Annotated in this window: 24 protein-coding genes and 1 pseudogene; 8 read left to right on the forward strand and 17 right to left on the reverse strand. The window is 44.2% G+C overall.

All coding sequences use genetic code 11. The annotated features are described in order from the left end of the window. Positions 1-164: 164 nt before the first annotated feature. The gene (locus tag F6K64_RS24415; RefSeq protein WP_008183217.1) at positions 165-698 is read right to left on the reverse strand and encodes a hypothetical protein; all 534 of its coding nucleotides are present in this window, start codon (positions 696-698) and stop codon (positions 165-167) included. Positions 699-1,177: 479 nt separating this feature from the next. Next, positions 1,178-1,429: a hypothetical protein gene (locus F6K64_RS24420; protein WP_008183220.1), complete on the reverse strand. Its 252-nt coding sequence runs from the start codon at positions 1,427-1,429 to the stop codon at positions 1,178-1,180. On the opposite strand from F6K64_RS24420, the gene F6K64_RS24425 reads away from it, so the two are divergent. Genes F6K64_RS24425 through F6K64_RS24435 form a run of 3 tightly spaced genes read left to right on the forward strand, consistent with a single transcriptional unit; the run spans position 1,428 to position 4,195 of the window. Continuing rightward, entirely contained in the window at positions 1,428-1,727 is a 300-nt protein-coding gene (locus tag F6K64_RS24425; protein ID WP_008183222.1) for a hypothetical protein, read from the forward strand. The genes F6K64_RS24420 and F6K64_RS24425 overlap by 2 nt on opposite strands. Before the next feature lie 30 nt (positions 1,728-1,757). Further along, positions 1,758-4,046, forward strand: a complete 2,289-nt coding sequence (gene glgB / locus F6K64_RS24430; RefSeq protein ID WP_008183225.1) for a 1,4-alpha-glucan branching enzyme — start codon at positions 1,758-1,760, stop codon at positions 4,044-4,046. A gap of 26 nt (positions 4,047-4,072) precedes the next feature. Continuing rightward, positions 4,073-4,195, forward strand: coding sequence for a hypothetical protein (locus F6K64_RS24435; protein WP_267872021.1), 123 nt, complete (start codon positions 4,073-4,075; stop codon positions 4,193-4,195). On the opposite strand, the gene F6K64_RS24440 is transcribed toward F6K64_RS24435, so the two are convergent. The 8 genes from F6K64_RS24440 to rpmB all read right to left on the reverse strand — a co-directional run bounded on the left by F6K64_RS24440 (position 4,189) and on the right by rpmB (position 14,946). Beyond that, positions 4,189-4,797, reverse strand: coding sequence for a pilus assembly FimT family protein (locus F6K64_RS24440; protein ID WP_287266565.1), 609 nt, complete (start codon positions 4,795-4,797; stop codon positions 4,189-4,191). The two genes, F6K64_RS24435 and F6K64_RS24440, sit on opposite strands and share 7 nt — an antisense overlap. A gap of 570 nt (positions 4,798-5,367) precedes the next feature. Then, positions 5,368-5,991: a prepilin-type N-terminal cleavage/methylation domain-containing protein gene (locus F6K64_RS24445; protein ID WP_287266567.1), complete on the reverse strand. Its 624-nt coding sequence runs from the start codon at positions 5,989-5,991 to the stop codon at positions 5,368-5,370. 198 nt (positions 5,992-6,189) lie between these two features. Beyond that, positions 6,190-7,200: a hormogonium polysaccharide secretion pseudopilin HpsC gene (gene hpsC, locus F6K64_RS24450; protein WP_287266569.1), complete on the reverse strand. Its 1,011-nt coding sequence runs from the start codon at positions 7,198-7,200 to the stop codon at positions 6,190-6,192. Positions 7,201-7,348: 148 nt separating this feature from the next. Then, positions 7,349-8,056, reverse strand: a complete 708-nt coding sequence (hpsB, locus tag F6K64_RS24455) for a hormogonium polysaccharide secretion pseudopilin HpsB (protein ID WP_287266571.1) — start codon at positions 8,054-8,056, stop codon at positions 7,349-7,351. A 56-nt stretch (positions 8,057-8,112) separates the two neighbouring features. Continuing rightward, positions 8,113-8,403 (reverse strand): hypothetical protein, encoded by a 291-nt coding sequence (locus F6K64_RS24460; RefSeq protein WP_287266574.1) that lies wholly within the window; start codon positions 8,401-8,403, stop codon positions 8,113-8,115. Positions 8,404-8,504: 101 nt separating this feature from the next. Next, entirely contained in the window at positions 8,505-13,598 is a 5,094-nt protein-coding gene (hpsA, locus tag F6K64_RS24465; protein WP_287266576.1) for a hormogonium polysaccharide biosynthesis protein HpsA, read from the reverse strand. 658 nt (positions 13,599-14,256) lie between these two features. Next, positions 14,257-14,388, reverse strand: coding sequence for a hypothetical protein (locus F6K64_RS24470; RefSeq protein WP_287266578.1), 132 nt, complete (start codon positions 14,386-14,388; stop codon positions 14,257-14,259). 321 nt (positions 14,389-14,709) lie between these two features. Further along, positions 14,710-14,946, reverse strand: a complete 237-nt coding sequence (rpmB, locus tag F6K64_RS24475) for a 50S ribosomal protein L28 (RefSeq protein ID WP_008183615.1) — start codon at positions 14,944-14,946, stop codon at positions 14,710-14,712. A gap of 259 nt (positions 14,947-15,205) precedes the next feature. On the opposite strand from rpmB, the gene F6K64_RS24480 reads away from it, so the two are divergent. Beyond that, the gene (locus tag F6K64_RS24480; protein ID WP_193431541.1) at positions 15,206-15,355 is read left to right on the forward strand and encodes a hypothetical protein; all 150 of its coding nucleotides are present in this window, start codon (positions 15,206-15,208) and stop codon (positions 15,353-15,355) included. On the opposite strand, the gene htpG is transcribed toward F6K64_RS24480, so the two are convergent. Continuing rightward, complete coding sequence (htpG, locus tag F6K64_RS24485) at positions 15,333-17,330, reverse strand: molecular chaperone HtpG (RefSeq protein ID WP_071106861.1); 1,998 nt, start codon at positions 17,328-17,330, stop codon at positions 15,333-15,335. The genes F6K64_RS24480 and htpG overlap by 23 nt on opposite strands. 59 nt (positions 17,331-17,389) lie before the next feature. Here htpG and F6K64_RS24490 point away from each other — a divergent pair, with 59 nt between their 5' ends. Next, positions 17,390-17,593: a hypothetical protein gene (locus tag F6K64_RS24490; protein WP_137985774.1), complete on the forward strand. Its 204-nt coding sequence runs from the start codon at positions 17,390-17,392 to the stop codon at positions 17,591-17,593. 163 nt (positions 17,594-17,756) lie between these two features. Here the strand turns inward: F6K64_RS24490 and F6K64_RS24500 are convergent. Beyond that, a pseudogene (locus tag F6K64_RS24500) lies at positions 17,757-19,059 on the reverse strand (RNA-guided endonuclease InsQ/TnpB family protein). A gap of 100 nt (positions 19,060-19,159) precedes the next feature. Then, entirely contained in the window at positions 19,160-19,429 is a 270-nt protein-coding gene (locus tag F6K64_RS24505; RefSeq protein WP_071106862.1) for a hypothetical protein, read from the reverse strand. Positions 19,430-19,880: 451 nt separating this feature from the next. Between F6K64_RS24505 and F6K64_RS24510 the strand changes: the two genes are divergently transcribed. From F6K64_RS24510 to F6K64_RS24520, 3 genes are all read left to right on the forward strand, one after another. After that, the gene (locus tag F6K64_RS24510; protein WP_287266583.1) at positions 19,881-21,104 is read left to right on the forward strand and encodes a glycosyltransferase family 4 protein; all 1,224 of its coding nucleotides are present in this window, start codon (positions 19,881-19,883) and stop codon (positions 21,102-21,104) included. A gap of 163 nt (positions 21,105-21,267) precedes the next feature. Beyond that, entirely contained in the window at positions 21,268-21,456 is a 189-nt protein-coding gene (locus tag F6K64_RS24515; protein ID WP_287266585.1) for a hypothetical protein, read from the forward strand. A 187-nt stretch (positions 21,457-21,643) separates the two neighbouring features. Continuing rightward, on the forward strand, positions 21,644-21,898 hold the full coding sequence (locus F6K64_RS24520; RefSeq protein WP_071106864.1) for a hypothetical protein: 255 nt from the start codon (positions 21,644-21,646) through the stop codon (positions 21,896-21,898). A 483-nt stretch (positions 21,899-22,381) separates the two neighbouring features. Here the strand turns inward: F6K64_RS24520 and F6K64_RS24525 are convergent, their stop codons facing one another. The 4 genes from F6K64_RS24525 to hpsE all read right to left on the reverse strand — a co-directional run bounded on the left by F6K64_RS24525 (position 22,382) and on the right by hpsE (position 25,928). Further along, the gene (locus tag F6K64_RS24525; RefSeq protein WP_287266586.1) at positions 22,382-22,657 is read right to left on the reverse strand and encodes a hypothetical protein; all 276 of its coding nucleotides are present in this window, start codon (positions 22,655-22,657) and stop codon (positions 22,382-22,384) included. Continuing rightward, positions 22,632-23,615 (reverse strand): glycosyltransferase, encoded by a 984-nt coding sequence (locus F6K64_RS24530; RefSeq protein ID WP_287266587.1) that lies wholly within the window; start codon positions 23,613-23,615, stop codon positions 22,632-22,634. Before F6K64_RS24530 ends, F6K64_RS24525 begins: the two co-directional genes overlap by 26 nt. 1 nt (position 23,616) lies before the next feature. Beyond that, positions 23,617-24,612, reverse strand: coding sequence for a glycosyltransferase family 2 protein (locus F6K64_RS24535; protein ID WP_287266589.1), 996 nt, complete (start codon positions 24,610-24,612; stop codon positions 23,617-23,619). Between the two features lie 353 nt (positions 24,613-24,965). After that, positions 24,966-25,928, reverse strand: coding sequence for a hormogonium polysaccharide biosynthesis glycosyltransferase HpsE (gene hpsE, locus F6K64_RS24540; RefSeq protein WP_287266590.1), 963 nt, complete (start codon positions 25,926-25,928; stop codon positions 24,966-24,968). Between the last annotated feature and the right edge of the window lie 459 nt (positions 25,929-26,387).

The following is a 26,387-nucleotide window of genomic DNA, read 5'->3' on the forward strand; positions in this document are numbered from 1 at the left end:
CGCGAACGGTTACTCGGTAAGCTTTATTAACGACACGGGATGCCCCTCCGCGCCGGAACAATACAAAAAGTCTTGCTTTTAGTTGGCAGGTGGCGGTTAGCTCTTAATTTATCTTCCCTACCATCTCTAGTCTATCACATTAGACCCTATGCCTAGGCACAAAACTAGTAACCCAGGGGTGTTATTTTCTTGGGTTTTGGCTCAGGAGGTTTGGTGAAAGCGGTAAATGGCTGGCGCTGAGGACGTTCAGGAGCTCGTTTCATAAAAATTGTATTACTTGGATTGGGAGTAACCAGCCCTGTAGCTGGATTTTCAGCCTGTTGAGCGAGTTGATCTTTGATCACTTCCGTTGTTGCTGTCATATTGCGCTCATCTCTTTGCAGCTCCTCTAGCTTACGATACTCTTGGCTCCATTGTTGCTGGCTGTAAACTGTCCAAGAATAAACCGTGACCGCAGTAGCAATTAGTGTAAATGTTACTAGATCTGAGCCACGTTTTAATAATAGTAAGGCTTTCAACAAAAATGGTGTTTGCTGCTGCAAAACACTCAGGTTTTCAACCTTTGGCTTAGGGTTTTTCGGTGACATCATAGTATGTGTGGGAGGTCGTGCTATCCTGGAACGTTTGTCTTTTGAAATAGCCAATGATTGCTGAGACCGATTTCTTTGAGTGCGAGCAGAGGGAGGAACAGCATTCATAAAAAACTCCTTAGTTATTGGAAACACCTATGGCAAACCGGTAACTTTTAATCAGGGCAGGAAAACTATCTGATGGCCGAGACTACTGACTGACTTTCTGATGGTGAACCAGAACAGGTGCAGTTCTTAACTGTTTCGGGGTTTGAGCCCGTGACAATGCCTATCCTTTGCCGTTGAAGCAAGACGTAACCAATGCCCATGCTAAAGTTACTGGCGGTAGATTCCTCCCCGTTTAAAGACCTAGTTCTAGAGCAAAGAAGTGGATATTTGACCCTAAGCTAGGAACCTTAACCCTTACCAGTAACCTAGACCTCTGAGGTCTTAGGCTGGTCAGCTAACTCAAGAAGCGCTGCTAACCAGGATTAACTTGGTAGCAGTTATTACTAGCTAGAAAGATGATGCTAGAACGCAACTATCTTAGCATCAGCTCAGATTCAGGAGGAATCCTTAGTTAGCGACAGACGGGGATTTGTGATACCCTAGGAATTATTAGTAAAAATCACAAACAAACCCCTGAGAAAACCCATAACCCTAGCCATCACCCTCAGGTTAGACCAAAACAGGAAACAAATGCGCAAAGTGTGCGCTCGGGTAGCGTGGCCGTAGGCCAATCCCATCAATGGAAATCCCTGTAAATAAATCACACAGCCAAGCTTATAAATCCAGACGCCACACCCACTCGTGAATCGGTTGAGATAGGATTTGATTAACGACTCAATCCTGTTGGTCATGGCTAAATTGTTGAAATTGTTAGGAATTGGCCTAGAATTAACTATCGCTATACTTCTAGTTAGACCAGCTTGGTGTTTACCACCTCCGGAGGATGTACCGGAAGAGGTGTTGAGAACTGAGATTATTATTGAAGCGCGATCGCCTCTTGATGGCAAGCCACTTAGTGCCGCTGAATACGCCCAACTGCAAGATGCCATAGCACAACGCTCAACCAAACCTGGCCTTGACCCCAAGATTAGAGAATTGATTTTTCTGCTGCAACTGAGCGATTTGTTTCGGACAATCCTTCCCTTCTAACGGTGATATTGCCAGACCTGTATACCCTTAATGTCTTCAAGAATTACTCCCGAACAAATTGACCGGATCGTAGGAAACCAACATCATAACCCCTTTGAGGTGCTTGGTTCCCATAAATTTGAGCAGGATGGTAAGGTTTGTTGGGTAGTGCGGGCTTATCTACCAAATGCAGAAGCAGCATGGGTACTTCTGCCAACGGAAAGGAAGTCTTACCCAATGCAATCGGTACACCATCCTCACTTCTTTGAGGTGGAAATTGAAATACCTCGGCTGGCTAATTACCAACTGCGGATTAAAAAAGGCGGACGCGAATGGGTTAGCTATGACCCCTATGGCTTCCGTTCTGCCAAACTAACCGAGTTTGATTTGCACTTATTTGCCGAAGGGAATCATCACCGCATCTACGAGAAACTGGGGGCTCATCCTACAGAAATTGATCGGGTTGAGGGAGTCTATTTTGCCGTTTGGGCACCTAATGCTCGTAATGTTTCAGTCATCGGAGATTTTAATGATTGGGATGGGCGTCAACATCAGATGCGCAAAGGAGCCACCGGTATCTGGGAACTATTTATTCCTGAACTGGGAGTAGGAGCAGCCTACAAGTACGAGATTAAAAATTCCGAAGGTCATATCTATCAAAAATCTGACCCCTATGGTTTCCAACAAGAGGTCAGACCGAAAACTGCTTCTATTGTTACCGACTTGGATGGCTATGAGTGGCATGATCATGACTGGATGGAGCATCGGCGTCACACTGACCCCTTGAGGCAACCGATTTCTGTCTATGAGATACATCTGGGCTCTTGGCTTCATGGGTCCTCAGCTGAACTTCCTCAGGGAGCAAATGGTGAAACCCTAACGGTGGTAACCGTTTCAGACCTCAAACCAGGAGCCCGTTTCCTGACTTACCGAGAACTAGCCCAAAAATTAATTCCTTATATCAAAGAATTGGGCTTCACCCATATCGAAATCTTGCCTTTGGCGGAGCATCCCTTTGATGGGTCTTGGGGCTATCAGCTTACCGGTTACTATGCTTGTACCTCGCGCTATGGTAGCCCACAAGACTTGATGTTTTTGATCGACCAGTGCCACCAAAATGGGATTGGGGTAATTTTGGATTGGGTCCCCGGTCATTTCCCCAAAGATGCTCATGGTTTGGCTTTCTTTGATGGTACTCATCTCTATGAATACGCGGATCCCCGTCAGGGTGAACATCAGGAGTGGGGAACCTTAGTCTTCAACTATGGCCGTAACGAAGTGCGGAATTTTCTGGTAGCTAACGCTTTGTTCTGGTTTGATAAGTACCACATTGATGGGATGCGGGTGGATGCCGTAGCATCTATGCTCTATCTAGACTATTTACGTGGGGATAGACAATGGATACCAAACCAGTATGGGGGTCGGGAAAATCTTGAAGCGGTGGATTTCCTCAGGCAAACTCATCACGTAATTTTTGGTTATTATCCTGGTGTTCTCTCCATTGCGGAAGAGTCAACGGATTGGCCGATGGTCTCTTGGCCAAATTATTTAGGAGGTTTGGGATTTAATCTGAAGTGGAATATGGGCTGGATGCATGATACCCTAGACTATTTTAGCATGGATCCCTGGTTTCGCCAGTTCCACCAGAATAATGTTACCTTCAGCATGTGGTACAACCATGCTGAGAATTATATGCTTGCCCTATCTCATGATGAGGTGGTTCATGGCAAGAGTAATATGCTCGGGAAAATTCCCGGGGATGAGTGGCTCAAGTTTGCTAATCTCCGCTGTCTGTATGCTTATATGTTTGCTCACCCAGGTAAGAAAACTCTATTTATGAGTATGGAGTTCGGTCAGTGGAGTGAGTGGAATGTCTGGGGAGATTTGGAGTGGGATTTGTTGCAATATCAACCCCATAAAAATTTGAAGCAGTTTATTACTGACCTGAATTATTTGTATCGTAGGGAACCAGCGCTTTATACTCAGGATTTTGACCAGGACGGGTTTGAATGGATTGATTGTAGTGACAATCGCCATAGTGTCGTGTCATTCATTCGCTATGCTCACGATTCGGAAGAGTTTATTGTGACAGTGTGCAATTTTACCCCTCAGCCCCATAGTCATTATCGAGTAGGAGTCCCCGAGATGGGATTCTACAAGGAATTGCTCAATAGTGATGCTCGCCAATACGGTGGTAGTAATATGGGGAATCTAGGGGGTAAGTGGACAGATGAATGGTTCTTCCACAATCATTACTATTCCCTAGATTTGTGTTTGCCACCCCTGGGAGTGTTAATTTTAAAGCTTGATGATCAGAAGACTCAAGCAGAGTTGCAGTAGTGGGGAACTTCTGGAAGTGTGGGGAGATGGGGAGATGGGGAGCCAGATCAACAACTTTTCAAAACTTTCCTGTATGGCTACTCCCGATTCCCGATTCTAAATTCTCAATTCTCAATTCTCAATTCCCAATTCCCTGCTGCCCTCAATAACAATATTTCTTACTGTTATTCGGTTTAGGATGATATCTACCCTTGCGCAGGGCTCCGATTAGGGTGGATACGTAAACGCAACGTTGGGTGGTGATATTGTTATTATTATTCTTGGTGATTAGGGTGATTTGTCCCAGTTGTCCGTTGGTGTTTCCTTTGTGGTTAAACTGGACTCGCCATGGTCCAGTATTTGAACAGTCTCCCTTTGGTTTGGCTAGGGTAGTTTCGGATTTACCTTTCTTATTTTTGTCTTTGTAGATGGCAATGGTAGGGCTTAGGCTATGCCAATGGACTTGATCTAAGATGCATGTTTTTCCCATCGCTCGGTGAATTGACCACTGGACAATACCATCTTGTTCTCGAAAGCTAGTTTGCCAGGTCGCTTTGTCTCGTTTGGCGTTGCTTTGGGCAATCCGCATGGCTCGGTAGATTTCGTCTTGGGCTATGTTGAGCTGCAGATGATTGATAAAGGTAAGCCAGCTGGGGGTTGCGATCGCAGCCAATATTCCAACTACTAACACGATCAGAATAGTTTCCAGTAGAGTGAATCCAGCGATCGCACCAGCTCGGGATTGATCGCCCTGTTGGCTATTGAATTGCATGGACTATCACCCTGATTTTAAGTTTGACCTTTGGTTTAATTGTGCCTAAGCTATCAGCTATTAGCTATCAGCGTGTCGCGTATCAGCTATCAGCTTAAGGCTGACGGCTGACGGCACCTCAAGTAGCGTGGCCAAAGGCCACGGCTGACGGCTGAATACTTACAATTGTTGCTTGATATAGTTTGATTTAATTTAATTTTTTGAACGACTAACAGGGAGAATGTTCTGAAAAAAAAAGACCTGAAATAGCGATTTCAGAACTTTTTCGGTTGTCTTTAGTTTAGCTTTATTGTTATTGGGAAGGGATTAGGGAGTAGGGAGTAGTTGCGTAGGGTGCGTGATCAGACGGGCTGGCACTCATTTTCCGCCTCGTCGTCAGCCTTTGCACAGCCCGCCCCGTAACGCACCACCGGGTCTATAAGCTAGTCTCCCAGACTCAACAAACCAGCTTTTTTGTCTACCACTAAGGGTCTTTCCTCTAGCCAGGGTAAACCCAACAAAACTTCAGTAATTTCTGTACCAGCTAATACTGGTATAGTTAATTCTTGACCATCTAGGCAAAACTCAGCACTATGTTGACTCAGGACATCCCCCTTTTCTGTCAGTTTCTAGGGCACCCAAGATAGTTTTTACTATTACACATCTCTTGGTTGATTCAATCGGATTATCTTTATCCTTAGAATTCGGAACAGCGACTACGATAGCTAAGCCATTTCCAATGTCTGGATCGTCTAGAACGCCCTGATTATCAAAAGTAATTTTTTTATCTTCACTTAAACCCGATAATGTTGCACCAGATTTGTTGTCACCAGTTAGGTTTGTACGCACCAAAACTTGCTCTGGTTTGACCCCTAAATCACCAACTAAACTCTGCCATTGAAAGGTCTCAGGTGTTTGAGCATTGCCCTGATTATCCTTAGCCTGATGAACAGCAGCTTGTGGATCATTGCCGTTCATCCTAAAACTAACGCTATAGCTGAGTTTCTTATTTTTAGCTTGTCGCTGGGCTTCTTGGATAACACTTAATACTCTCTCATTGACTTTACCCACTCGTTGTCGATTCACAAACGCCAGCCAGCTGGGAGCAGCAATTGAGGATAAAATTCCTACTAGTAAGATGACTATTATTAATTCGATCAACGTGAATCCAGCATCATTATTTAGTTTCTGGTTTAGTGTTTTATTATCTTCCATTTTTCTGTAAAATTTCAACCAACATATAATTAATAAAACAAGATAGCTACATTAAACAAATGCTATACTATTTATGATACAACCTTTTTCATAACTATCAGAGACACAATATTTTTTTATCTTACCTTTTACCTACTCCCGACTCCCGACTCCCGACTCCCTCAAAAAAACGTACCTCACCCAATTAAAACTGCTCTATTATTTAATATTAAGGAAACCCCGTCCTTCAATTTGCATGGTTACGGTCGGGAAATAGCTAGACCGTGCTGGTTTGTATTCATAGTCTTTTGGATTAGTCTTGAGCCGAGCTAAAGCATTTCCTCTCAAAGATAATTGGGCTATTTTTTTGTCTGCATCCACACAGGCATAGAACCCAGCTTTTATCTCCTTTGGAACTTGCAAATCATCCTTGTCATCTGATTTGGGAAAGACACTTGGACAATCTGGTGTTATTTGCGTTGTTTGCTTGTTGTCAATGTAATCTACCAAAATTTGAACTGGAGTATCGTAATTACCCTCTTTTGTCCACTGATTTAATTTTTGCTTCAGCTTGCTTCCTGGCTCGTTGAGATTAAAGTCTTTAAAGCCTGGGCTAGGCTCGGAATCACCTATATTGTCATTTTCACTGACAACTTTATCGTGAATTTCAAACCGACCAATTCTAGCAATATTTGACCAAGTCTGATTTTCATCATCAATTAAGTAATAGGCAACCAAAGCATAGACAAAGGTATCATTTCCATTGGTTAACTCCTCAATGTTTCTATCTTTGCCCTGGACCTTGACCTTGTCTGTTCTATCAAAATACTTCCGCTTCCAGAATACCAGCACAGGTGTACAGGTATTTGCATCATCACAACCCGTTGTTTTAGCAAATGGTGGGATTTGGTTTTTGATTCCAGAATTATTAGCATCTTTTTCCTTATGGTCTCTTTCTACTCCAGAGTTATCGTAGATATAGACTGCTTGCTCCAAGTCTCTGGCGATGTAGTCCATAGCCGCTTGGATTTCTTGTTCTGAAGTAGTTTTGGCTTGCTCTTTACGGTCGGTATCGACGATAGTAATCATAAATCTCAATAGTGGTGCGATGATTAGCACCGCCACAATCATGGCTACCAGGAGTTCAATTAAGGTGAAGCCCCCATGGTTGAGCTTAGGCTTATTGTTTTTAAGTTGATGGATGAGTAAGGTTCTGAGTGAGTTAATCATGGTTGGGGTTTTTGCTTGTGATTTATATCAGTAATATTTGCGTAGGGTGTGTTAGGGGATTTTCCGCCTGGTAGCAAGTGTTGGGACAGTCCGTCCCGTAACACACCACCAGGTCAAACTCATCATAGTGACCGTATTAGTTACAAGATTATTTACAACCTAGGCGCTGGCAAAAAAGGCTATAACTCGGTGTATCTGTGGTAATTTCTGTAGTCATTTCCACTAGGGGGGCTTTGCGATCGCTTAATCCAGGTCCCCCGGCTTTCGCCTTATACACCTTACCCTTCTCCTTCTTCTCCTCATCCTTTTTTCTTGTCAATTCACCTGTATCCTTAAAGGCATCCGCTCGGTAAACCCGCACCCCCAGAAAGTAGGTTTTCTCAGGATTTATGGCCTTTTCGTCTGCCGGGATACTCCGAAATGCCTGGATGATTAAGTCTCTTGAACTGTTCTTGCTACAGCCCGCCTCTTCATCAAGGTCTACGCAGTAGAGACTCTTGTTCTTGTTGCAATAGGGATAATTTTTATTATTTGTTTGACAATTCAACTGTGGTTCAGGAGCGCCAACCTCAGCCAATTTCTTTCTTTCTGTTAAGATATCTTTTGCGTCCATCTTTTCCGTCTTTTCCGGAGGAGCAATCGCTTCACTCCGCACACCATCGATGTAGGCCCTAGCCGCTTGCACTCCTATTTCTACTCGTCGCGACTGGACTCGATTGGCCACTCCTAAGACAATCATGGGTGAGATGCCAAGCATCAGAATTGTAATTATCATCATTGCCATCAAAGATTCCATGATGGTGAAACCGGCATCTGATGATTGGGAAAGGGGTTGTTGCTTCTGGGGATTGATCATGATTTAACTATTAATAATTAAGGGAACCGAAATATGTAGGGTGGGCAGTGCTGGAGTTAGATTGATTTGCGTGCCATAGACTTGGATTGGCACTGCCCACCACCGATGGCAGTTGCGTAGGGTGTGTTAGGGGCGGGCTTGCCATTATTTTTCGCCTCGTAGCCAGTCTTGGGATAGTCCGCCCCGTAACGCACCACCCAAGCTGGGGTTGGCACTGCCCACCAACCAGGAAGTGACAGATCCCCCCTAACCCCCCTTAATAAGGGGGGAACCGGAACCAGATATAGATGTAGGGTGGGCAGTGCATCAGACCAATTCATTTCCTGGCAAATCAGGGTGCTAGGCACTGCCCACCACCCTCAAATTAATCACAATAGTGCTTGATTATTCATAGTTCAACTTTCAACCAAACAACCTTCAACCTTCAACTTGAAAACCTGAAAACCTTTTATTTCCGGCAATAGCGCTGGTTAACCGCATCAGCTCCACCATCCTCCTCCTTAGCACACAGTAAGGTTTCCACCCAGCTGTCATCTCGGGAAACTTCCCGGAAAAACTCATCGGGGTCTCCCGCTGAGGGAGTGGTAAACCTGGAGGAGAACAGGTCTGGTAACTGAGTCAGCAGAGCCACATCGAAACCATATCGACGTGTGGGTGCCATGTAATAGGGGAGTTCACCACTAGCAGTGGCATAGGGCATGGAAGTTGCAGCCCCTCGATCTCGATCATCTATGTCGTATCCAAATCGAGTGGGGACTGATTGTGCACCAGCGTCCTGATTGGCATGGACGAATGGAGCTGTATCATAGGCGGCACGCTTGAACTGGATTAGGGAGCCGCTGATCCGCACCGGGATACCCTGATTGTTTCTGCAGGTTCCGCCAGCTTGCCGCCAGTTTTCTAGGAAGCGTACGAAGTTCTCTAAACTACCGTTATATTCCTCTGGCCTTGGGGGACTATCACCCGAAGCAATCACTACATTGAAGGTTGCTCCGTCTTCATTGGCTCGCTGTGTCCAGCCATCTTCCATTTCCACACATTCCCCTTTTTCTATCGGGAATCTGTTCTCTCTTCCTCGGGGTTGAGCAGTCAGGGAGTGAACTTGTAGGACTGGTACTAACATTGGTTGCTCTGTTGTTCCTACGCTTGGAGCTGTTTGCTGTAATGGCTTTTGGTAAAACAGTGGTCTGTCCGTACCGAAGCTTAGAGCGGCATCGGTAGGGTCATTTTGATTTCTAGCTGTTCTATACCACAGAGCATGTGGTGCTAATCGAGGCCTGTTGGTATTGAAGCTATTGTATGGGTAAGCTCGGACAATCCCATTATCTAGTTTTCCATTAGGTCCGTCGATTCCCAGAGGAGTCGGACGATTATTGCCATCTAGCACCAAGTTGTTACCATCCCGTTGGAAAGCAATGCGACGGGGATAGCGTCGATCTGCTGGATCTATGGCAGGTCTTGCGGTTGTGCCGGACAAAAGTAGATTGACATTAGTTGTCAAAATCCTAGGGTCACTAGCCGGTTCATCTTCTCCTGGATCAAATTGACGATTACCATCATCAATGCCAACCACCCAATCACCGGGATTACAGGCTGAAACCGGCACTCTGCGACAGATTTCCATCACATACTCTGGAAATAGCACCCGTCGCTGAATCGGAGTGACAAAATTGCTTAGGTAGGAACTGTTTACAGTTCTATCATTCGGATTTTCTGGAGTAATAGGTCTTGTTTCAAGACTAGGTTGAGGGTTGCCCTTGGCATCTGGAGTATCAATATTACCGTCATCATTGACATCCCACCAGTTGGCACTAGTGACAAAATTATTGTCAAATATGCCATTAAGTTTTAGTCCTACAGCAACAGGTATCTGAGACTCCTGAACGTTAGTGTTATCTACAACACCATCACCATTAAGGTCAACGTTAATGTTCAGGTCTGTCTCAGTGAAAGTTCCTGTTAAGTTACCATCCCCATTCAAGTCATAACCATAGACAATTTGAGACTCTAGAACCTGTTCATTTGGAACACCGTTGCCATTCAGGTCAGCACCACCAGGCTCATTTACAGGATCTGTTAAGTTACCATTCGGATTCAAGTCATAACCCATTGGTATCCCCCTCAGGTCATAGTCCCCATCGGAGCGGTAACCAAAGTTAAAATCCCTGGACAGCAGAGTAACGCTATCAGCAATCACGACTGCTGGTCGCCACAAATCTCCCTGTTTACAATCCGGCAATCGACTATCATTTTGGCGACAAGCAAAGTTGTTGTCGAGAGTTTTACGACTGTAGAAATTGCCACGTGCATCATCCTGCCATTTCTGATTTTCCAGTGTATCCGTAAACTCTTCCACCAAAGCTCCCCCAGGGGTTTGGTGCAAATTAAAGCCGGATGGTCCATTATCGGGATCGATAACATTGGGATCGGCTTTGATATACACTGGCAAATTGGTGGCTAAAATTAACCCTTTCTCTGCTCCTGGGGGATTGGTCAATTCAAATGAGTTACTGTTGTCTTGACGGGCTAGCACTGTCCCATTGCGTAAAATAATTCCATTGGGACGGCGGGTGGGGTCAAGCTCAAAGTCCACCGAACTTAAGCGCCTCCTTTCTTCAGGAGTAGCGTCAGGATCTTTATTACTGAGGTCTAGTAACGCATCATCACGGGTGGCGTAGATAATCCCGCTATTCGGTAGCAGAAATTCTGGGGTGGGACCGTTGGGTGATTTACCACTTGTTTCTGTTTTTCTGAGTAGATCGAGATCCAACACTGTCGCCCGGATTTCCAGGGGTTGACGGTCTTCTATAGCTAGGTCATAGAGCTTGGGAGTGTTAGGATCCTCAATTTCCTGGACTTGTCTGGCATTCAAAAAAGACTGTTCGTAGATTGCCCCATGGGGGATCGGTGGACTACCCATAGGAGTAGCACTGCCATCTAAAATGGCTAGGGCGCAAAGGGCGGTATCAATGGCTGAATTATCAGCTAGGGTGCGCTCACCTGCTGGTTTGAGTAAAGCTGTTCTCAACGGTTCATTGGCAAGACGCCCATTGGGAAATACTAATCGGGATTGTCGTTGCAGTGTTTGGTCGCCAGCATTTCTACCGGGAAAGGGGTAAACGATGCCATTGTTAGACCTGCCGTTGTCAGGATCAAATCGCTCTGGGTCGTCCCAATCCCCACCCCCAGATGGCACATTATTTTTAGCGGAGTTTTCATCTGTGGGGTCATAGTAGCTACTGACACAGGCAATCGGTTCTTGGTCAAAATTTTTGGTTTCTGGGTCAGTGCCTGGTGGCTTTTTGGTGTAGTGATAAACGGCACTTGCCCTCATCAATAGGTCACTTTTCTGGTCAAAATCAGTAATGTCATTACCAGGAGGAGGAAAATCATTATTATCACTTAAATCACCACCTACCCCACCATGCATGGGCATGGTATCTGGCCAGACAAGTATGGGTTGTGCCAACAATTGGGTTGTTATGTTATTAAGCTGTATTCTGTCATCAATACCCTGACTTCCGGGATCGACAAACCTAATATCCCAAGCCGGAGGGGGTAAATAAGATTCCAACTCAGCCAACTGAGGATTAGGATTATTGCGGGGAAAGTTTGGCGTATCACCAGGCAAAAGATTATCATCCACATAAATCCCAGCACCGGTGACTACCCGCAATCCCCCATACCCTTCTAGAGGTTGAACCGGTTGCCTGGCCGCTGCTGCTTCCCAGAAACCATTGCGGTCAGTATCCCCTAAGTCAGACAAGGGAGTGACTTGGGTAGTGCGGAAGCGATTCTCCTCGCTGTCATTCCACTTAACGTTATCCCCATCTATTTCTTGTGGAGCTCTGGCACCCTGGAAGTCCCCTGCCCCTGCTGTGTCATCCCACCATTGAGCCGGTAAACCATGACCGATCAAAACGCGATCGCCAATTTTTAGTTCCTTACCTTCTCCCTGTTGTTTGCTTGGTTCCGTTGCTGCAGGACTGAGGGTGTTTCCCCTGATATTGAGAGTCAGGCCATTGTTACTGTTGCTAGTACCTGGGTCATAGGGAAATATCCAGTCATCCTGGGGTCGGAGCTCGTCACCCTTGCCTTGTGGAGTTGCCTTTGGAGGATTTGCAGTCAGGTCAACTTCAGGCCCAACTTCACCATAGGGAACACGACGGGTGCGGTCTTTGAAGTATGTCTCTAGAGCTTTGTTCCGTTGTTTCTCACGCTCATCACCTGTAAAATTTTTGTACCTTTCAAATACTTCATCTGGGTCAGTACCATCAGGGTTACCTAACTGAGCGGTTACCAGAGCATTAATTCTTGCGGTGAAGGCTCTGCTGTTATTGCCAATTTCATTGGGGGGTTCATTAACCGATTTATCATTCTTTTTTAATTCGACGACTGCCGGTACTTCTTTGCCATTGAACAGATGTATCTTTCCTCCGTCTTGATCTTCATCCTGATCTACACGACCAAAGGCCATATTGCCCCCGACAACGATCTTGCTGTTTTCTTCCGTGTAGTAGCAAGATTCCGGGCTACTGACTTGAAAATACTGATTGTTACCATTACCGGTGAGAAAATTCCCGTTAGTAAAAACCCGGCCATTAATCTGGATGCCACTTCCAGGAGTGATTTGTAAATCATCCTCGTAGACAATGGCATTGTTGGCTAGGGGAATTCTGGCTCGGTCTTGCTGATACTCTAGAGCTGAAAATCCCGCCTCACCCTTGTAAGTTTCATAGGTGTTATTATCTGGTAGTGTATCCCCAGCCACAATCGGAACGGTGGCGGTGTAAACAAATATACTTTTCTTTAACTTCGACCCAGACCTAAACCACCCGGAATTATCCACTAGGCTAGCGCTAGTATTAGCCGCTAGGGGACATTTATTGCTGTCGGCCGACTCCCCCATCGGTGGGGTTCTCGCTTGTAGAGGGGTTCTGGGTTTAATTTTTTTATTTGCGTCTAAGTCTAATGGATCTGGACTTTTGAAGTAAATTCCGTAGAGAGTATAGCTATCGAATTTGCCATTATTATCCGTATCAACCGGAAACCTCCAGGCAGTGTCTATGGTGCTTTCGTTGCCTTGACTGTCTTCGTCTTTGAGGAGCAAACGGGTTTCATCACCAAAGTTATATTTGCTACTATTGAAGGCATTTTCCAAGGCTTCCTCTGATGGGGTGGAGCGGGGCAGGGTGGGGTCCTCAAACAAGGCTTCCAATTTGGCTTGAGCCCGCTCAATGGCTGGAGCAGCAGCATTGAACACCGCTTGATTGACGCGATAATTACTGGCATTTTTGACCCGGTCAAAGGAGCGCAACACAATGGCAGTTACCAGCAAGGTTACCACCAAGGTCACCATAATCGCGGTAGGCAACACAAAGCCTGCTGTTGCCACCCGCGACCGACGGTGTAAAATAAATAAGCTACGCAACAGCCAACGCATCAGGGGTTTGGTGATGGCTTGAGACAGTTTTACTACCTGTTTGAGTAGTTTTGCGATCGCATTCGCTAACTTCTTCCTGGTTGACTTCCTGGTTGACATAGGGATTTTCCTGTCACATTTCCTGAGTAGATTCCTAAAGACGAACTAGTTCAAGCACCCTAGATGATATTAATAGGACTTACGAAGTTTAGTTGCTTTTGCCCCCCTAACCCCCCCATTTTGGGGGGTAATGTACTTAAAGTCCCCCATTATTGGGGGATTTAGGGGGCAATCCCTAAGTCCTGAGCCAAATTGTTCAATATGCTTCAACGAAGCCAAGGGTTACCCATCAACGGTCAACCCCATAGCGTTACCTCTACCTACGAATAGAGAATAATAAATATTTCATTATACTATCGAGATTTACGAAAAATACAACGATTTGTTAACAGTTTACCTAACCTAGGATTTTCCTACCTCCTCTTATGGTGGATAACTGTGGCCAGAATTTCTGATCATCAGCTTGTAGGGTGGGCAAAAACCCTTTGGAGGTTTTGAGTATTCTAGGTTATCTTACTTTGCCTCCTCTTATGGTGGATAACTGTGGCCAGAATTTCTGATCATCAGCTTGTAGGGTGGGCAAAAACCCTTTGGAGGTTTTGAGTATTCTAGGTTATCTTACTTTGCCCACCCTACTCACCTACCTCCTCTCAATGCATACGTAAGCATTCAGCCGTCAGCCGTCAGCCGTCAGCTTATTTTATTCAAAAGCACCGATCTAGTAGCGTGGCCTAAGGCAAATAGCTGATAGCTGATAGCTGATAGCTGATAGCTGATAGCTGATAGCTGATAGCTGATAGCTGATAGCTGATAGCTGATAGCTTACAGGCAGACTATTGCCCTTTACCAAAAACTCATAGATTTAACCTACCCACATTAAGCCAAAAAACCATCATCCCCAGAGAAAAACTTGGGGAGATGGGGAGTGTAGGAAGTGTGGGTAGTGTGGGTAGTGTGGGTAGTGTGGGGCGGGGGCGCGGGGAGATGGGGAGATGGGGAGATAGGGATATGATGAATTATCGGGTTATTATATCATAATCTGTTTTAAAATGTTCCCGATTTAAAATGTTCCCGACTCCCGACTCCCTCGGTGCGCTTACAGTCGTCGAATTAAATTCGCCACGGGTCCCACCGCTCCCGACTCCCGACTCCCGACTCCCTGCTCCCTGATTTAATAATGATTCAGATTAATCCCAGCTTCCTTAGCCATGGCTTGCAGGCCCTTCTTCTGCAAGGTCTTAATCGCCTTAGTGGAAATCCGCAGCTTCACCCAGCGTTTCCCTTCTTCCCACCAAACTCTTTTAACCTGTAAGTTAACGTTTTGTAAGCGCTTAGTCCGACGGTGGGAGTGAGAAACAGCATAGCCGTTATTGGCCTTTTTACCAGTCAACTGACATCTACGGGACATGGGGTACCTCTTGATTCACATCTGTTCTTGATCATATCTCGCAGATGGCGCGGGGAGTGGGGAGTCGGGAGTGGGGAGTCGGGAGTCGGGAGGTGTGGGTAGTGTGGGGCGGGGGCGCGGGGAGATGGGGAGGTAGGGGGAGTGATTAATCGTAGGTGGGCAGTGCCTAGTCACCCGATGACGAGCTTGGTGAATCGGTCTGAGCCACTGCCCACCCTACATCTTCTACCTTCTTTGGTGGGCAGTGCCTAGTCACCCGATGACGAGCTTGGTGAATCGGTCTGAGCCACTGCCCACCCTACATCTTCTACATCTCCAACCTCGAACCTTCAACCTCGAACCTTCAACCTTCAACCTTCAACCTTCAACCTTCAACCGAGCCTTTACTATTGCGTCAAGCGCGTCATAACCTTATTGGACCGTTCCACAAACGCCTTCATGCCTTCGGCATCAAAGCCTTTCTGAGCCATCAGTGCCAGGTCATAGACATGCTGACAAATCATGCTAGCCAATTCCGCTGAGGGAGACTGACCGCCACTCTGAATAATACTGCCTTGACTGAGGTTGACTAGATTCTGAATCAGTGGGTGGGTAGTATTCACTACTAAAATATGTTCCTCTGGGAACTGCACCGACTCCTGCTGCATCATGGCAGTCATTTCCTGTAGACGGCGCATGGCTTCCGGTAACAATACCATTGCCGGTGGGGTGCCTTGGGGGTCATCAGACTTGAGGGCTTGAGTCCGGATATTAACCTTAGGCTTATTAATCGCTTGCTCAAACAGTTCCTTAATCAGGTCAGAACGAGTTTTGTTGGTCTTCGGGTCAACAATCTCTTTTTCCTGCTCCTTATCAACCAGGGTATCATCCAAGTCCGAATCCACCCGAGAGAACTTAGCCTCTGTATATTCCCGTTCCAAGAAGCTAATGTAGTGGGTGTCGATAAAGGAGTCCATGAATAGGACTTCTAACCCTTGATTTTTGTGCAGTTCTACATAAGTGGCTTGGCTAGCCTCATCAGTGCAATAGAATACCCGATTTTCGTGATTTTCTTTATTGCGCTCTAGATACTCTTTGATGGTGGTGTAGGGTTGAGAGGAAGAAGACTTGCCCTGTTCGGTGCCCTCATCCGGGGTGACATCCTCCCAAGCATCCCCATCTTGGGATTGCACTTCTACCTTAGGGGTGTCAGTGCTTGGAGCTTCCGAACTTTCCACCGGTTGATAGGTGGTGCGGAAGATCACAATATCTTCTACTTGTTTCTTAAACTTATCGCTATTGAGGCAGCCAAACTTAACAAATGTACCCACATCTTGCCAAGAACGGATGTACTCATCCCGCTCATCCTGGTACTGTTGCTTTAAGCGATCGCCAACTTTCTTAGCAATAAAGTCACCAATCCGAGCCACTGTCCGGTCTTTGGTGAGAGCAGAACGGGAGACATTCAGGGGAATATCAGGACTATCAATCACCCCTCGCAGTGGCATTAGGAAGTTAGGAATCACTTCCTCACAATTGTCACTAACAAACACTTGATTGCAGAAGAGCTTGATTTGCCCCTTAGTCACATCCACATCTGGCTTCAGTTTGGGGAAATAGAGAATGCCATCAAGCAAGAAAGGATAATCTGTGTTTAGATGTACCCACAGCAAGGGTTCATCTTGGAACGGGTAAAGATAGCGATAGAACTCCAGATAGTCTTCTTTGGTCAGGTCCCTTGAGGATTTCTTCCACAGTGCCTCATGCTTGTTGATCACCTCCTCCTCAAGCTTGATGGGCACTGCCATGAAATCACAGTAGGATTTCACTAGCTGGCGAATCCGTGAGGGTTCTAAGTACTCCTGTTCCTCCTCTTGCATGGTGAGGGTAACAGTAGTACCCCGTTCCGTCCGCTCTGAATCCGATAGTTCAAAGGCTGGAGAACCATCACAGCTCCAATGAACGGCTGTTTCCCCTGATTTATAAGAGAGGGTATCAATTTCTACCTTCTGAGCCACCATGAAAGCAGAGTAGAAACCCAATCCGAAGTGACCGATAATCTGTTGGTCAGCTTGCTTTTGGTACTGCTGGATAAATTCTTCAGCGCTAGAAAAAGCAACTTGATTAATATACTTTTTCACCTCATCGGCAGTCATCCCAATGCCGTTATCCGAGATGGAGAGAGTTTTTTTATCCTTATCAATGGTAATTTTAATTTCCGGGTCTCCCACATCCCCGTCAATCTCCCCAGAATAAGAGACCATCTTCAACTTCTGGATGGCATCCACTGAGTTGGAGATCAGCTCCCGCAAGAAGATTTCGTGATCCGTGTAGAGAGACTTCTTGATAATCGGGAAGATATTCTCAGTATGAATCGTGATTGTGCCTTGTTCCAGTACAGTCATTGTTGGTATAGCTACATTAATATGATGAATGTCCCTTTAACGATTTTGAGGGATTATTTTTGATACGACAGATAGGGTTGTCCACCGATAGGGATTCGGATTTCCGTATTTTGGGGAATACTAATGAATTTGTAAGCCTATGCGCTACGCCCACGCTACTTGAGGTGCGGTCAGCAGTCAGCGGTCAGCGGTCAGCGGTCAGCTATTTTATTCAACAGCTGTTCGGTTTAGTGTGGCTTTTCGCCTTTAGCTGTTCCGTGTAGCATGCCCCTAGCCCATAGGCTGATCGCTGATAGGTGAACGCGATCGCACCTCAAGTAGCGCTAATCGCTGATAGTTTAATTATTGAAAATCCACTAGTCATCAATCTCCAGGTTAGCATATTGAGCGAAATCACGTGACATACTCCCGACGCCGAATCTTTGATTACGGCGCGGGCTTCTTAACCTCACGATTAAGAGTTTCTGCGTAGCACTTATCTAGGTACAAAACCCCCGACAGTACGCTGTCAGCAGACAGTTTCCTTTCCCCAATTGTCCTTGGGTACTTATTGATTCCACGATTACGCATTACTTCCGCTGAAGCGACATTATATGGTTGGAATACCCGCATTCATCACAGGTATGCCAACGGATTGAAAGGTTATTATCCCACTCGGTTCCACATTCAGGACATTGCTTTGATGTCCCTTTATGGTCAACTTGTGCGAAAAACTTTCCTCGTTTCCAACATACCCATTTCAATAATTCTCTGAACTGACCAAAGCCAGCATCAAGAGAATGCTTACCCAGAAAGCCCTTTGCCATTACTCTGTAATCAATGTCTTCAACAAAAAGCGATGCAGCGCGGTCTTGGGGGTTTCCCCCACTCGCTATTGCATCAAGACAATTGAATCAGCCTGGTCACAAAGTTGATGTGCAACTTTAAGGTGAAAATCTTTACGGGTATTACCAATTTTATGATGTAACCGTGCTACCTTGATTTGTGCTTTTTCGTAATTCTTAGACCGTTTCTTTTTTCGAGATGCTCTACGTTGCAGCAATTTCAGCTCGCGTTGTAGGTCTATGAAAAACCTCGGTCTAGGAATCGTTAAATTATCTGATGTAGCTAGGAAATCAATCAACCCGACATCTACTCCGATTGCTCGTCCAAAATGAGGGTTGTCCGGAACAGAAATATCAGCTTGAATTGTGATAACAACAAACCATTTTGTTCCTCTACATCTTGATACAACTCGTACACCCTTGATTTGAAATCCTTCAGGGATTTCTCGATGTAATTTCAGATCTACAAGCCCAATCTTGGGTAGTTTGATTTGATCGCCCTTAATTGGATTAGTCGCAAACTGAGGAAACAAAAACGATTGATAGCGACCGTACTTTTTAAATCTTGGAAAACCTCTTCCTCTTTGTCTGAACGACTCCCAAGAAGTATGTAATCGCTTAATTACATCTTGAGTGACTTGAGAGTGAACTTCTTTCAAGTCAGATTCAGTCTTTTTCCACTGCGTTAACTGTCGCTTCTGTGACCTGTATCCGGGGAATGGAATGTCAGGCGACATGATATATTCCCTATTAAGCGAGCACCGATCAACTGCACACTTCCGACTATTCATCCAGTCCTTTAAGTCTCCCAGGCAACGGTTATAAAGTCGTCGGCAAGTTTCTAGCCAACTTAACATTAATTCCTGTTGAGCTGTATCTGGATAAATTCGATAAGTGTAGTTCATGATTAGTACCATGAAAATATCTTAACACAAACCAGGTGAATGATAACTGTTAATTTACATAAACCCTGTCCCGGCTATCATCCCGACACCAAATCAAAGATTATGGTGCGGGGCTTCTCGCCGGGGTAGCTAAATATTTTCCTTGACCTTCTGCTGCTTGGTGGATACCCCGTTTCACCTGCGCCAGGGTTTCGGGATTTTGCCATAACCACTGTTCTTCTTCTGGAATTGGGTCGAGTAGGATTTGTCCTGTATCGTTAATCAATACTCGGTAGACTTTTGCCTTAGCTTGCGGTCCTAATTTTAAACAAAAGTGGTCATCAATTTGGGCAGCATTCTCAATTACCTGGAAGTTTTGGTTAAGAATCATTTTTGATATACGAATAGATAATATAGCATTTTTATTTGGCTCTTCCGTAATTGTTATGCTAAATTAACACTTTGCCAAAGGGAGCAGGGAGCAGGGAGCAGGGAGCAGGAGGAAGAGGCAGCTATATTGGAAAAATTTATGGTTAAATAGCCTCATAACCCTTACACAGTAAGCTTTTTGGTGGTTCTTAAATATAAATTTAGCATAGTAGGTACTGAAGAACCTTTTATTTTAGTTGTGAACATACTCCTTTAAGGAAAGGCAATAGTAATTTTTCCTTCCCTTGATTAACTTGCCAAAATAAATTAATTTTAAATAGTATATTATGATAATTAGCAGCTAAACAGATACATTAATTTTTTGTTATTCCCTATTCCCTATTCCCTGTTCCCTGTTCCCTATTCCCTCCCCTATACAACTATATACCGAGAATAAATCAATCCGCCATACCATGACTAAAGTTTTTCTAATCTGTTCTGGTCTGGGTCATATCCAGCGGGGGTATGAATCATTTGCCCAAGAGTGCTTTGCCGCTTTATCTCAGGAATCGTCTCTTGATATCACCCTGTTTAAAGGAGGAGGTAAGTCTGATCAAAAAATGATTACATTATGGAATCTGCCACGGTATAGTTGGATGGCAGGTCAACTGGGAAGATTGGTTAAGCAATTAAGTGAATTTTTAAAAAAAGGTGACTACTTTGTCAGACAAGAAGGCTACTTTATTGAACAAGCGTCATTTATCTTAAGTTTATTATCACATATATATCGTGAACGTCCAGAGGTAATTTACTTCAGTGATGATGGCTTAGGCTATCTACTGTGGCACTGGCGGCGTTTGACAAAACAGAATTATAAGCTACTTTTCCGTAATGGAGGAGCCTTATCCCCTCCTTTTTCCCGTTGGGATCATGTACAGCAGTTAACCCCAATTCACTTGAAACAGGCGTTAACTTATGGAGAGCCTGCTGATCAACAAAGTCTACTGCCCTCTGGATTCTTTATCCCTGCCAAATTACAGATACTGTCACGAGTAGAACGAGAGGGGTTACGAGAAAAACTAGGACTACCGAAACAGCAACCGTTAATTCTTTCTGTGGCAGCAATTAACAAGTCTCATAAACGCATGGATTACATCATTCATGAAGTAGCGAGTTTACCAAAACCTAGACCATTCCTATTATTATTAGGTCAACAGGATGCTGAATCAGCAGAAATTATTCAGCTTGGCCAAGAGCTATTAGGGCTTAATCAGTTTCAAGTGCGAACTGTTGCTCGTGAGCAAGTAACGGATTACTATCAGGTTGCTGATCTTTTCGTCTTAGCTTCTCTCCATGAAGGATTACCACGAGTAATTGTCGAGGCGATGTCCCATGGTTTACCTTGTTTAGCTCATGATTATGACATTACTCACTTTGTTTTAGGCAATGAAGGCTATTTCGCTAATTTTGAATTAACTGGAAGTTTAGCTAATTTAATTACTCAAGTCTTGGGGGAAGGGTATAATCAGAGTAAGCGCGAAAATTGTCATCGTACGGTCTATGATCGGTTTAGTTGGCAGGAGTTATCGACCGCCTATGTTGATATGATTGAACGGTGTAGATTAATAGAAAAGGGAGTCGGGAGTCGGGAGTCGGGAGTCGGGAGTCGGGAGTCGGGAGTCGGGAGTCGGGAGTAGATAACTTCGGATTTTACAAATTTACTGTTGTTGAAGCTTTCAGTAATATTACTCCGAAAAAAAAACGCGATTGACCAAAGGTCACGCTACGCGATCGCTAACTTGTTATGACAATTTTAGCTAACCGATTTTATCGGTAATATTACTCCTAAAAAAAACGCGATTGCTTCCGATATTTTCCCTATTCCCTGTTCCCTATTCCCTATTCCCTATTCCCTTTTACCGATTCCCGATTCCCTATTCCCTATTCTCAATTCTCAATTCTCAATTCTCAATTCCCAATTCTCAATTCTACTTGGTGGTGCGTTACGGGGCGGGCTATCCCAATACTGGCTACGAAGTGGAAAATTAGGGATAGCCCGCCCCTAACGCACCCTACGCTAAATTCTAAATTCCCAATTCTAAATTCTAAATTCTAAATTCTAAATTCCCTCGTTTCCTTTAAATTATCCCTCAAAAAAAAATTTATAAAAACCCTTGAAAATTTATTTTGTAATCATTATGATTATATTAATAAACCTAAAAAGAGTTTTTCGACTATGCATCACAATTTTCTGCCAAATTCAGACAACAATCCAGAGGATATCACTCCGAAGATTACTCCTGAGGAGTTTTCCGAAAAAGAATTCCTTGTTCCGTATATTCTGAAGGGAACTCGCCAGCAAATAAGCCATACAATGCATATCCTTAATGCCATGGGCTATGCACAGCTTTCGGAGTGGAGTCCTCTTCAACCCACTGGAATTCCAGGCCAATTTATTACGATCATGAGGAGATACTGGATTTGGCGTTAACACCTTGTCTTGATGCAGTCGCTCATGGGGGAAACCCCCAAGACCGCGCTGCATCGCTAAATTTCTGGGGGGGTTTCCCCCCCCGGCCAAAGGCTCCGGTCTGTTCGCTACGCGAACAGATAGGTGAGAAAATTCAGTGCATAGTCGAAAATTCCTAGCCGTGGAAAGTATTTCTGCGGCTATTTTTTTGGGTTAGCAGGTTTAAGGTTAGGATGTTGAAGGTTAGCAGGTTTAAGGTTATTAGTGTTGAAGGTTAGCAGGTTTAAGGTTAGGATGTTGAAGGTTAGCAGGTTTAAGGTTATTAGTGTTGAAGGTTAGCAGGTTGAAGGTTAGTAGTGTTGAAGGTTAGCAGGTTGAAGGTTAGTAGTGTTGAAGGTTAGTAGTGTTGAAGGTTAGGATGTTGAAGGTTAGTAGTGTTGAAGGTTAGGATGTTGAAGGTTAGTAGTGTTGAAGGTTAGCAGGTTGAAGGTTAGCCATCAGCATTCAGCCAAAGACCTTGGCCTTCGGCTGAATGCTGATAGCTGAATGCTGAATGCTGATAGCTGATGGCTGATAGCTGATAGCTGAATGCTGATAGCTGAATGCTGATAGCTGATAGCTGATAGCTGATAGCTGAATGCTGAATGCTGAATGCTGAATGCTGATAGCTGATAGCTGATAGCTGATAGCTGAATGCTGAATGCTGATAGCTGATAGCTGATAGCTGATAGCTAAATGCTTACGATGCACCCGTCTAAGGTTCTGTTCGTAGGTATCCAAGAATAGTGCTAGTATTCAACAATCTTGGAAATCGATTCAGTAAAGCAGTATACTGAGGAGCAGGTAATATAAGTAATAGGATAATTTTCAGCAATACTTTTAAGGTCACCTTTGTCAGTAAAAAGCTTGGATCATGTCTGAGGGCATGGCCAATAAATCGGAGTGCGGCTAGGGCTTTGTGTCGTTCTGGAAATGATTCAAAAGCCTTGAAAATTAGGTACTTATACAGGTTAGCTAGGCTGTGCTGTTTCAGATATTGTAGAGAATCAGGAGCACTAGCAAAGGCTCGTTCAATTACTTGTAAGCAACCTGCTTCCATCTTGGCAGTATCAGAAGAGGCGGAATTAGCCGAGACTTGATATAAAATGTGTGGGTATGGTACAGCGACAAAGGGATAACGAGCCGCCAGCCGCAGCCACATATCCCAATCTTCTGCCTGGGTTAGGGATTCATCAAATTGACCAACTGTGTCAAATGCTTTCCTACGAATTAGGACGTTAGAACCATTTTCCAAAAAATCTGTTAGCAACAGCTGAGGATAAACATTACCATTGAGAGTGATATGGTTACCTCGCCGCAAAAACTGACCTGATTCATCAATGTAATCTGTCCAACTATAGGCAACGGCGGCTTGGGGGTTTGCTTGTAAGGCGTTTAACTGGAACTCTAATTTATCCGGATGCCAGAGATCATCGGCATCTAGGAACGCAATATAGTCCCCTGAAGCATGGGATAGTCCACGATTACGAGCTCGGTTGACACCCGCATTGGGATAGGAAAAAATTTTTAAGCGAGCATCTTTGATACTAGAAATTATTTCCCCTGTCGAGTCTTGGGAGCCATCATCAATGACAAGTATTTCAAAATCCGTAAATGTCTGATTTAAAACCGATTCAATCGTCTGTTTGATAGTTTTTTCGTCATTATAAACTGGTATAATTATAGATATTAAAACCATATTATATTGACTTAGTTCTGTAGTTGATTAGCCCCTGAATAGTTTCTTCTGGAGCATTTTGCTGCTTCAAATAGTTTTTGAGAGTTGTTTCAGTTTTACTCAATAGTAAAAAATCACTGACTAACAGTTTAATAACTTGCCTAACATATAAAATAGCATACCTCCAGAAAGGGACATGTTGTGAGTCTTGATAAATTATATTGACCATATGCCAGATATTATAATTTGACTTTAAATTAGTGAATCCTTTCAAAATTTGGATTCTTTTGGCTGTATTCGGTTGGAGATACCATTGTAGTAAAGGGGGCATATAACGAATCAAGTCATTTAAATTATAATCAGTAGTGGCTTGGAGCTTACTTGACAAAATTACATTAAATCCTGATTTATTAGCACGACTAACAAACTCAAAGTCACCGCCGTAATGCCGGAATCTATCAGCATCTGGAAACCCAAGTTTATCGACGACTACTCTGGGGATGATAGCTATATTACCATTTAGGGTATCGACTGACCTAGCCTCTGCTGTAGCAAAATAATCCATACTCCGAATTGGCTGTTTTTTATGCATTCCACTGAACACAATCCAATCGGAATAGGTTTTATCCCGGACAATACCCCCAACAATAGTCTTCTGGTACAGTGGAGACTGACAAATGTCAATCAGGTTGTTCAGGAAATTGTCTGACAGAGAAATATCATCATTTAGCCACACTAGGTAATCGGAGTCTAATTTATCTATGGCATAGTTCATCCCCATACAAATCCCACCTGTCCACCAAAGATTGCCATCTCCTTCAATTAAGTAAACATTTTGAAATTCACTTCTAATCATGTCTGGTGTACCATCTGTGGAACCATCATCTACTATGATGACTGAGATAACTGAGATATTATCGGTATTTGCTTGAGGAATTTGCTGAAAAATTTGACTCAGAATATTCTGAGTATAGTGTTGCCTATTTCTAACTGGAATAATTAAGGATATTTGGGTCATGATAGCAAAGGGAATAGGGAATAGGGAATAGGGAGTCGGGAGCGGTGCGACCCGTGGCGAATTTAATTCGACGACTGTAAGCGCACCGAGGGAGTCGGGAGTCGGGAGTCGGGAGCAGAAAAAAAATCTGAAAAATACTGTTATTTAGTAAGCATTTAGCCGTCAGTTGTCAGGCGTTAGTTTAAAATAAACCTATGCAGGCCTATGGCCACGCTATGGGAACGGGACAATTTAATAGTTCGAGATTTTAGAGAATTGAAAGTCTGGAGATTTGCCCATCAAAGCATTAAGCTGATAGCTGATAGCTGATAGCTGATAGCTGATAGCTGATAGCTGATAGCTGATAACTTAGGTTATTTATTATAAGGATTGTGTAAAAGCTTTCTAATAGTAAAAAATGGACTGAGGAAACTGCCCCAGAAGAATTCTAGTTGAAAGGCGGCAATGAGATTAGTTTTAAATTGTCCTCGATACTTAAGGAAATGTAGGATAAATCGGCGCAAATTTCCCAATAAGGTTCTGGTAATTACTATAGGCTTTTGCCAAAAGGTAGTATTAATCAGACGGAGCTGACAGGTAGCTAAACCACAACCACGAGCGAGAGTGAGTAAGTAATCTCTCTGAAGACGCCACTGGGGAATCTGATGATAGCTATGCATGGCGGGGTTATACCAAATTTCCCAACCTGCTTTGTACATATACAGCAATGGCTCATAATCATCTCCCTGGACGAATAATCCGGGCAGTTTGCCTGTCAAACTGGGACGAGGTGGCACACTATCGAGCCAAGCTTGTCTACGAACGACTAAGCTTGCCCCTGGGGGTAGTCTGATGTGTTCAGGTTGAAAGGGATGGGGGTTTGGTCCATGTTCCCGAATTGCCAGAAATTGCTTGATGGGTTCAAAATTTTCTGGGGGTTCGACTTCAAAATCACCATGAATTTGACCACTGTAGGCTCCTGCCTTAGGATACTCTTGACCAAAGCCATAGGCTGCAGCAATCCAGTTGGGATCAGGTAAATTGTCATCATCTAAAAAACCGATTAATTCACCTTTAGCCTCCTGGACAGCTCGCAACCTGGCAAATGCTGATCCTTGTTCGAGTTCAAAACAATATCTTAAGGGGACAGATACATCCCAATTGCTTTGATAGTTCTGAATAACTTGGGCAGTATCATCGCTACTATTGTTGTCAACGACAATAATTTCCCAACTGATCGGGTTTAGGAAAGTTTGCGATCGCAGTCCCTGGAGCAGTAATGGTAAACGCTTCGCCCCATTATAGGTCGGAATCGCTACAGTGAAGTCAACAGACATAGAACTAGCTCATTTGGCTTTGTTAGGAAATCACCACAAATTGGCCAATTTGGCTCAACTAAGAGAACCATAATTTGATATCCTGAGATATCGTGATTGGTGATTTGAGATTGATGGAGAGAACCTCCTTCACCCACTCAATCATAATTATGATCAAATAAACAACTCTATTTTCCTAGAATTCAAGGGCGATCTCATTGGCCAGCATGGGTGAACTTACCCATATAACTCGTGGTCTAACGTTCAAACCCCTTAAACCCGGGACAAAACCGGATTTAGTGTTACAAATCAGACATTGACGTTTGGCTAGCGCTAGAGTATAACTAAAATATTAGGACTTAACCATTGACGATGCCCAAAGAAATAGGAGCAACCAAGAAAATATCGACTCAGATTGTCCCCGTAGTGGGGATGACTAAGTCAATTGAACTTGAGTTGTTCTCTATTATGAAAAAGCTA

This window comes from Moorena sp. SIO3A2 (assembly GCF_010672265.1).
Taxonomy (GTDB): domain Bacteria; phylum Cyanobacteriota; class Cyanobacteriia; order Cyanobacteriales; family Coleofasciculaceae; genus Moorena; species Moorena producens.

Excerpts from the sequence above, each read along its gene's own strand:
- F6K64_RS24415 (WP_008183217.1), bottom strand. The coding sequence starts at position 698 with ATGAATGCTGTTCCTCCCTCTGCTCGCACTCAAAGAAATCGGTCTCAG.
- F6K64_RS24425 (WP_008183222.1), top strand. The coding sequence starts at position 1,428 with ATGGCTAAATTGTTGAAATTGTTAGGAATTGGCCTAGAATTAACTATC.
- F6K64_RS24420 (WP_008183220.1), bottom strand. The coding sequence starts at position 1,429 with ATGACCAACAGGATTGAGTCGTTAATCAAATCCTATCTCAACCGATTC.
- glgB (WP_008183225.1), top strand. The coding sequence starts at position 1,758 with ATGTCTTCAAGAATTACTCCCGAACAAATTGACCGGATCGTAGGAAAC.
- F6K64_RS24435 (WP_267872021.1), top strand. The coding sequence starts at position 4,073 with ATGGGGAGATGGGGAGCCAGATCAACAACTTTTCAAAACTTTCCTGTA.
- F6K64_RS24440 (WP_287266565.1), bottom strand. The coding sequence starts at position 4,797 with ATGCAATTCAATAGCCAACAGGGCGATCAATCCCGAGCTGGTGCGATC.
- F6K64_RS24445 (WP_287266567.1), bottom strand. The coding sequence starts at position 5,991 with ATGGAAGATAATAAAACACTAAACCAGAAACTAAATAATGATGCTGGA.
- hpsC (WP_287266569.1), bottom strand. The coding sequence starts at position 7,200 with ATGATTAACTCACTCAGAACCTTACTCATCCATCAACTTAAAAACAAT.
- hpsB (WP_287266571.1), bottom strand. The coding sequence starts at position 8,056 with ATGATCAATCCCCAGAAGCAACAACCCCTTTCCCAATCATCAGATGCC.
- hpsA (WP_287266576.1), bottom strand. The coding sequence starts at position 13,598 with ATGTCAACCAGGAAGTCAACCAGGAAGAAGTTAGCGAATGCGATCGCA.
- rpmB (WP_008183615.1), bottom strand. The coding sequence starts at position 14,946 with ATGTCCCGTAGATGTCAGTTGACTGGTAAAAAGGCCAATAACGGCTAT.
- F6K64_RS24480 (WP_193431541.1), top strand. The coding sequence starts at position 15,206 with ATGACGAGCTTGGTGAATCGGTCTGAGCCACTGCCCACCCTACATCTT.
- htpG (WP_071106861.1), bottom strand. The coding sequence starts at position 17,330 with ATGACTGTACTGGAACAAGGCACAATCACGATTCATACTGAGAATATC.
- F6K64_RS24505 (WP_071106862.1), bottom strand. The coding sequence starts at position 19,429 with ATGATTCTTAACCAAAACTTCCAGGTAATTGAGAATGCTGCCCAAATT.
- F6K64_RS24510 (WP_287266583.1), top strand. The coding sequence starts at position 19,881 with ATGACTAAAGTTTTTCTAATCTGTTCTGGTCTGGGTCATATCCAGCGG.
- F6K64_RS24520 (WP_071106864.1), top strand. The coding sequence starts at position 21,644 with ATGCATCACAATTTTCTGCCAAATTCAGACAACAATCCAGAGGATATC.
- F6K64_RS24530 (WP_287266587.1), bottom strand. The coding sequence starts at position 23,615 with ATGGTTTTAATATCTATAATTATACCAGTTTATAATGACGAAAAAACT.
- F6K64_RS24535 (WP_287266589.1), bottom strand. The coding sequence starts at position 24,612 with ATGACCCAAATATCCTTAATTATTCCAGTTAGAAATAGGCAACACTAT.
- hpsE (WP_287266590.1), bottom strand. The coding sequence starts at position 25,928 with ATGTCTGTTGACTTCACTGTAGCGATTCCGACCTATAATGGGGCGAAG.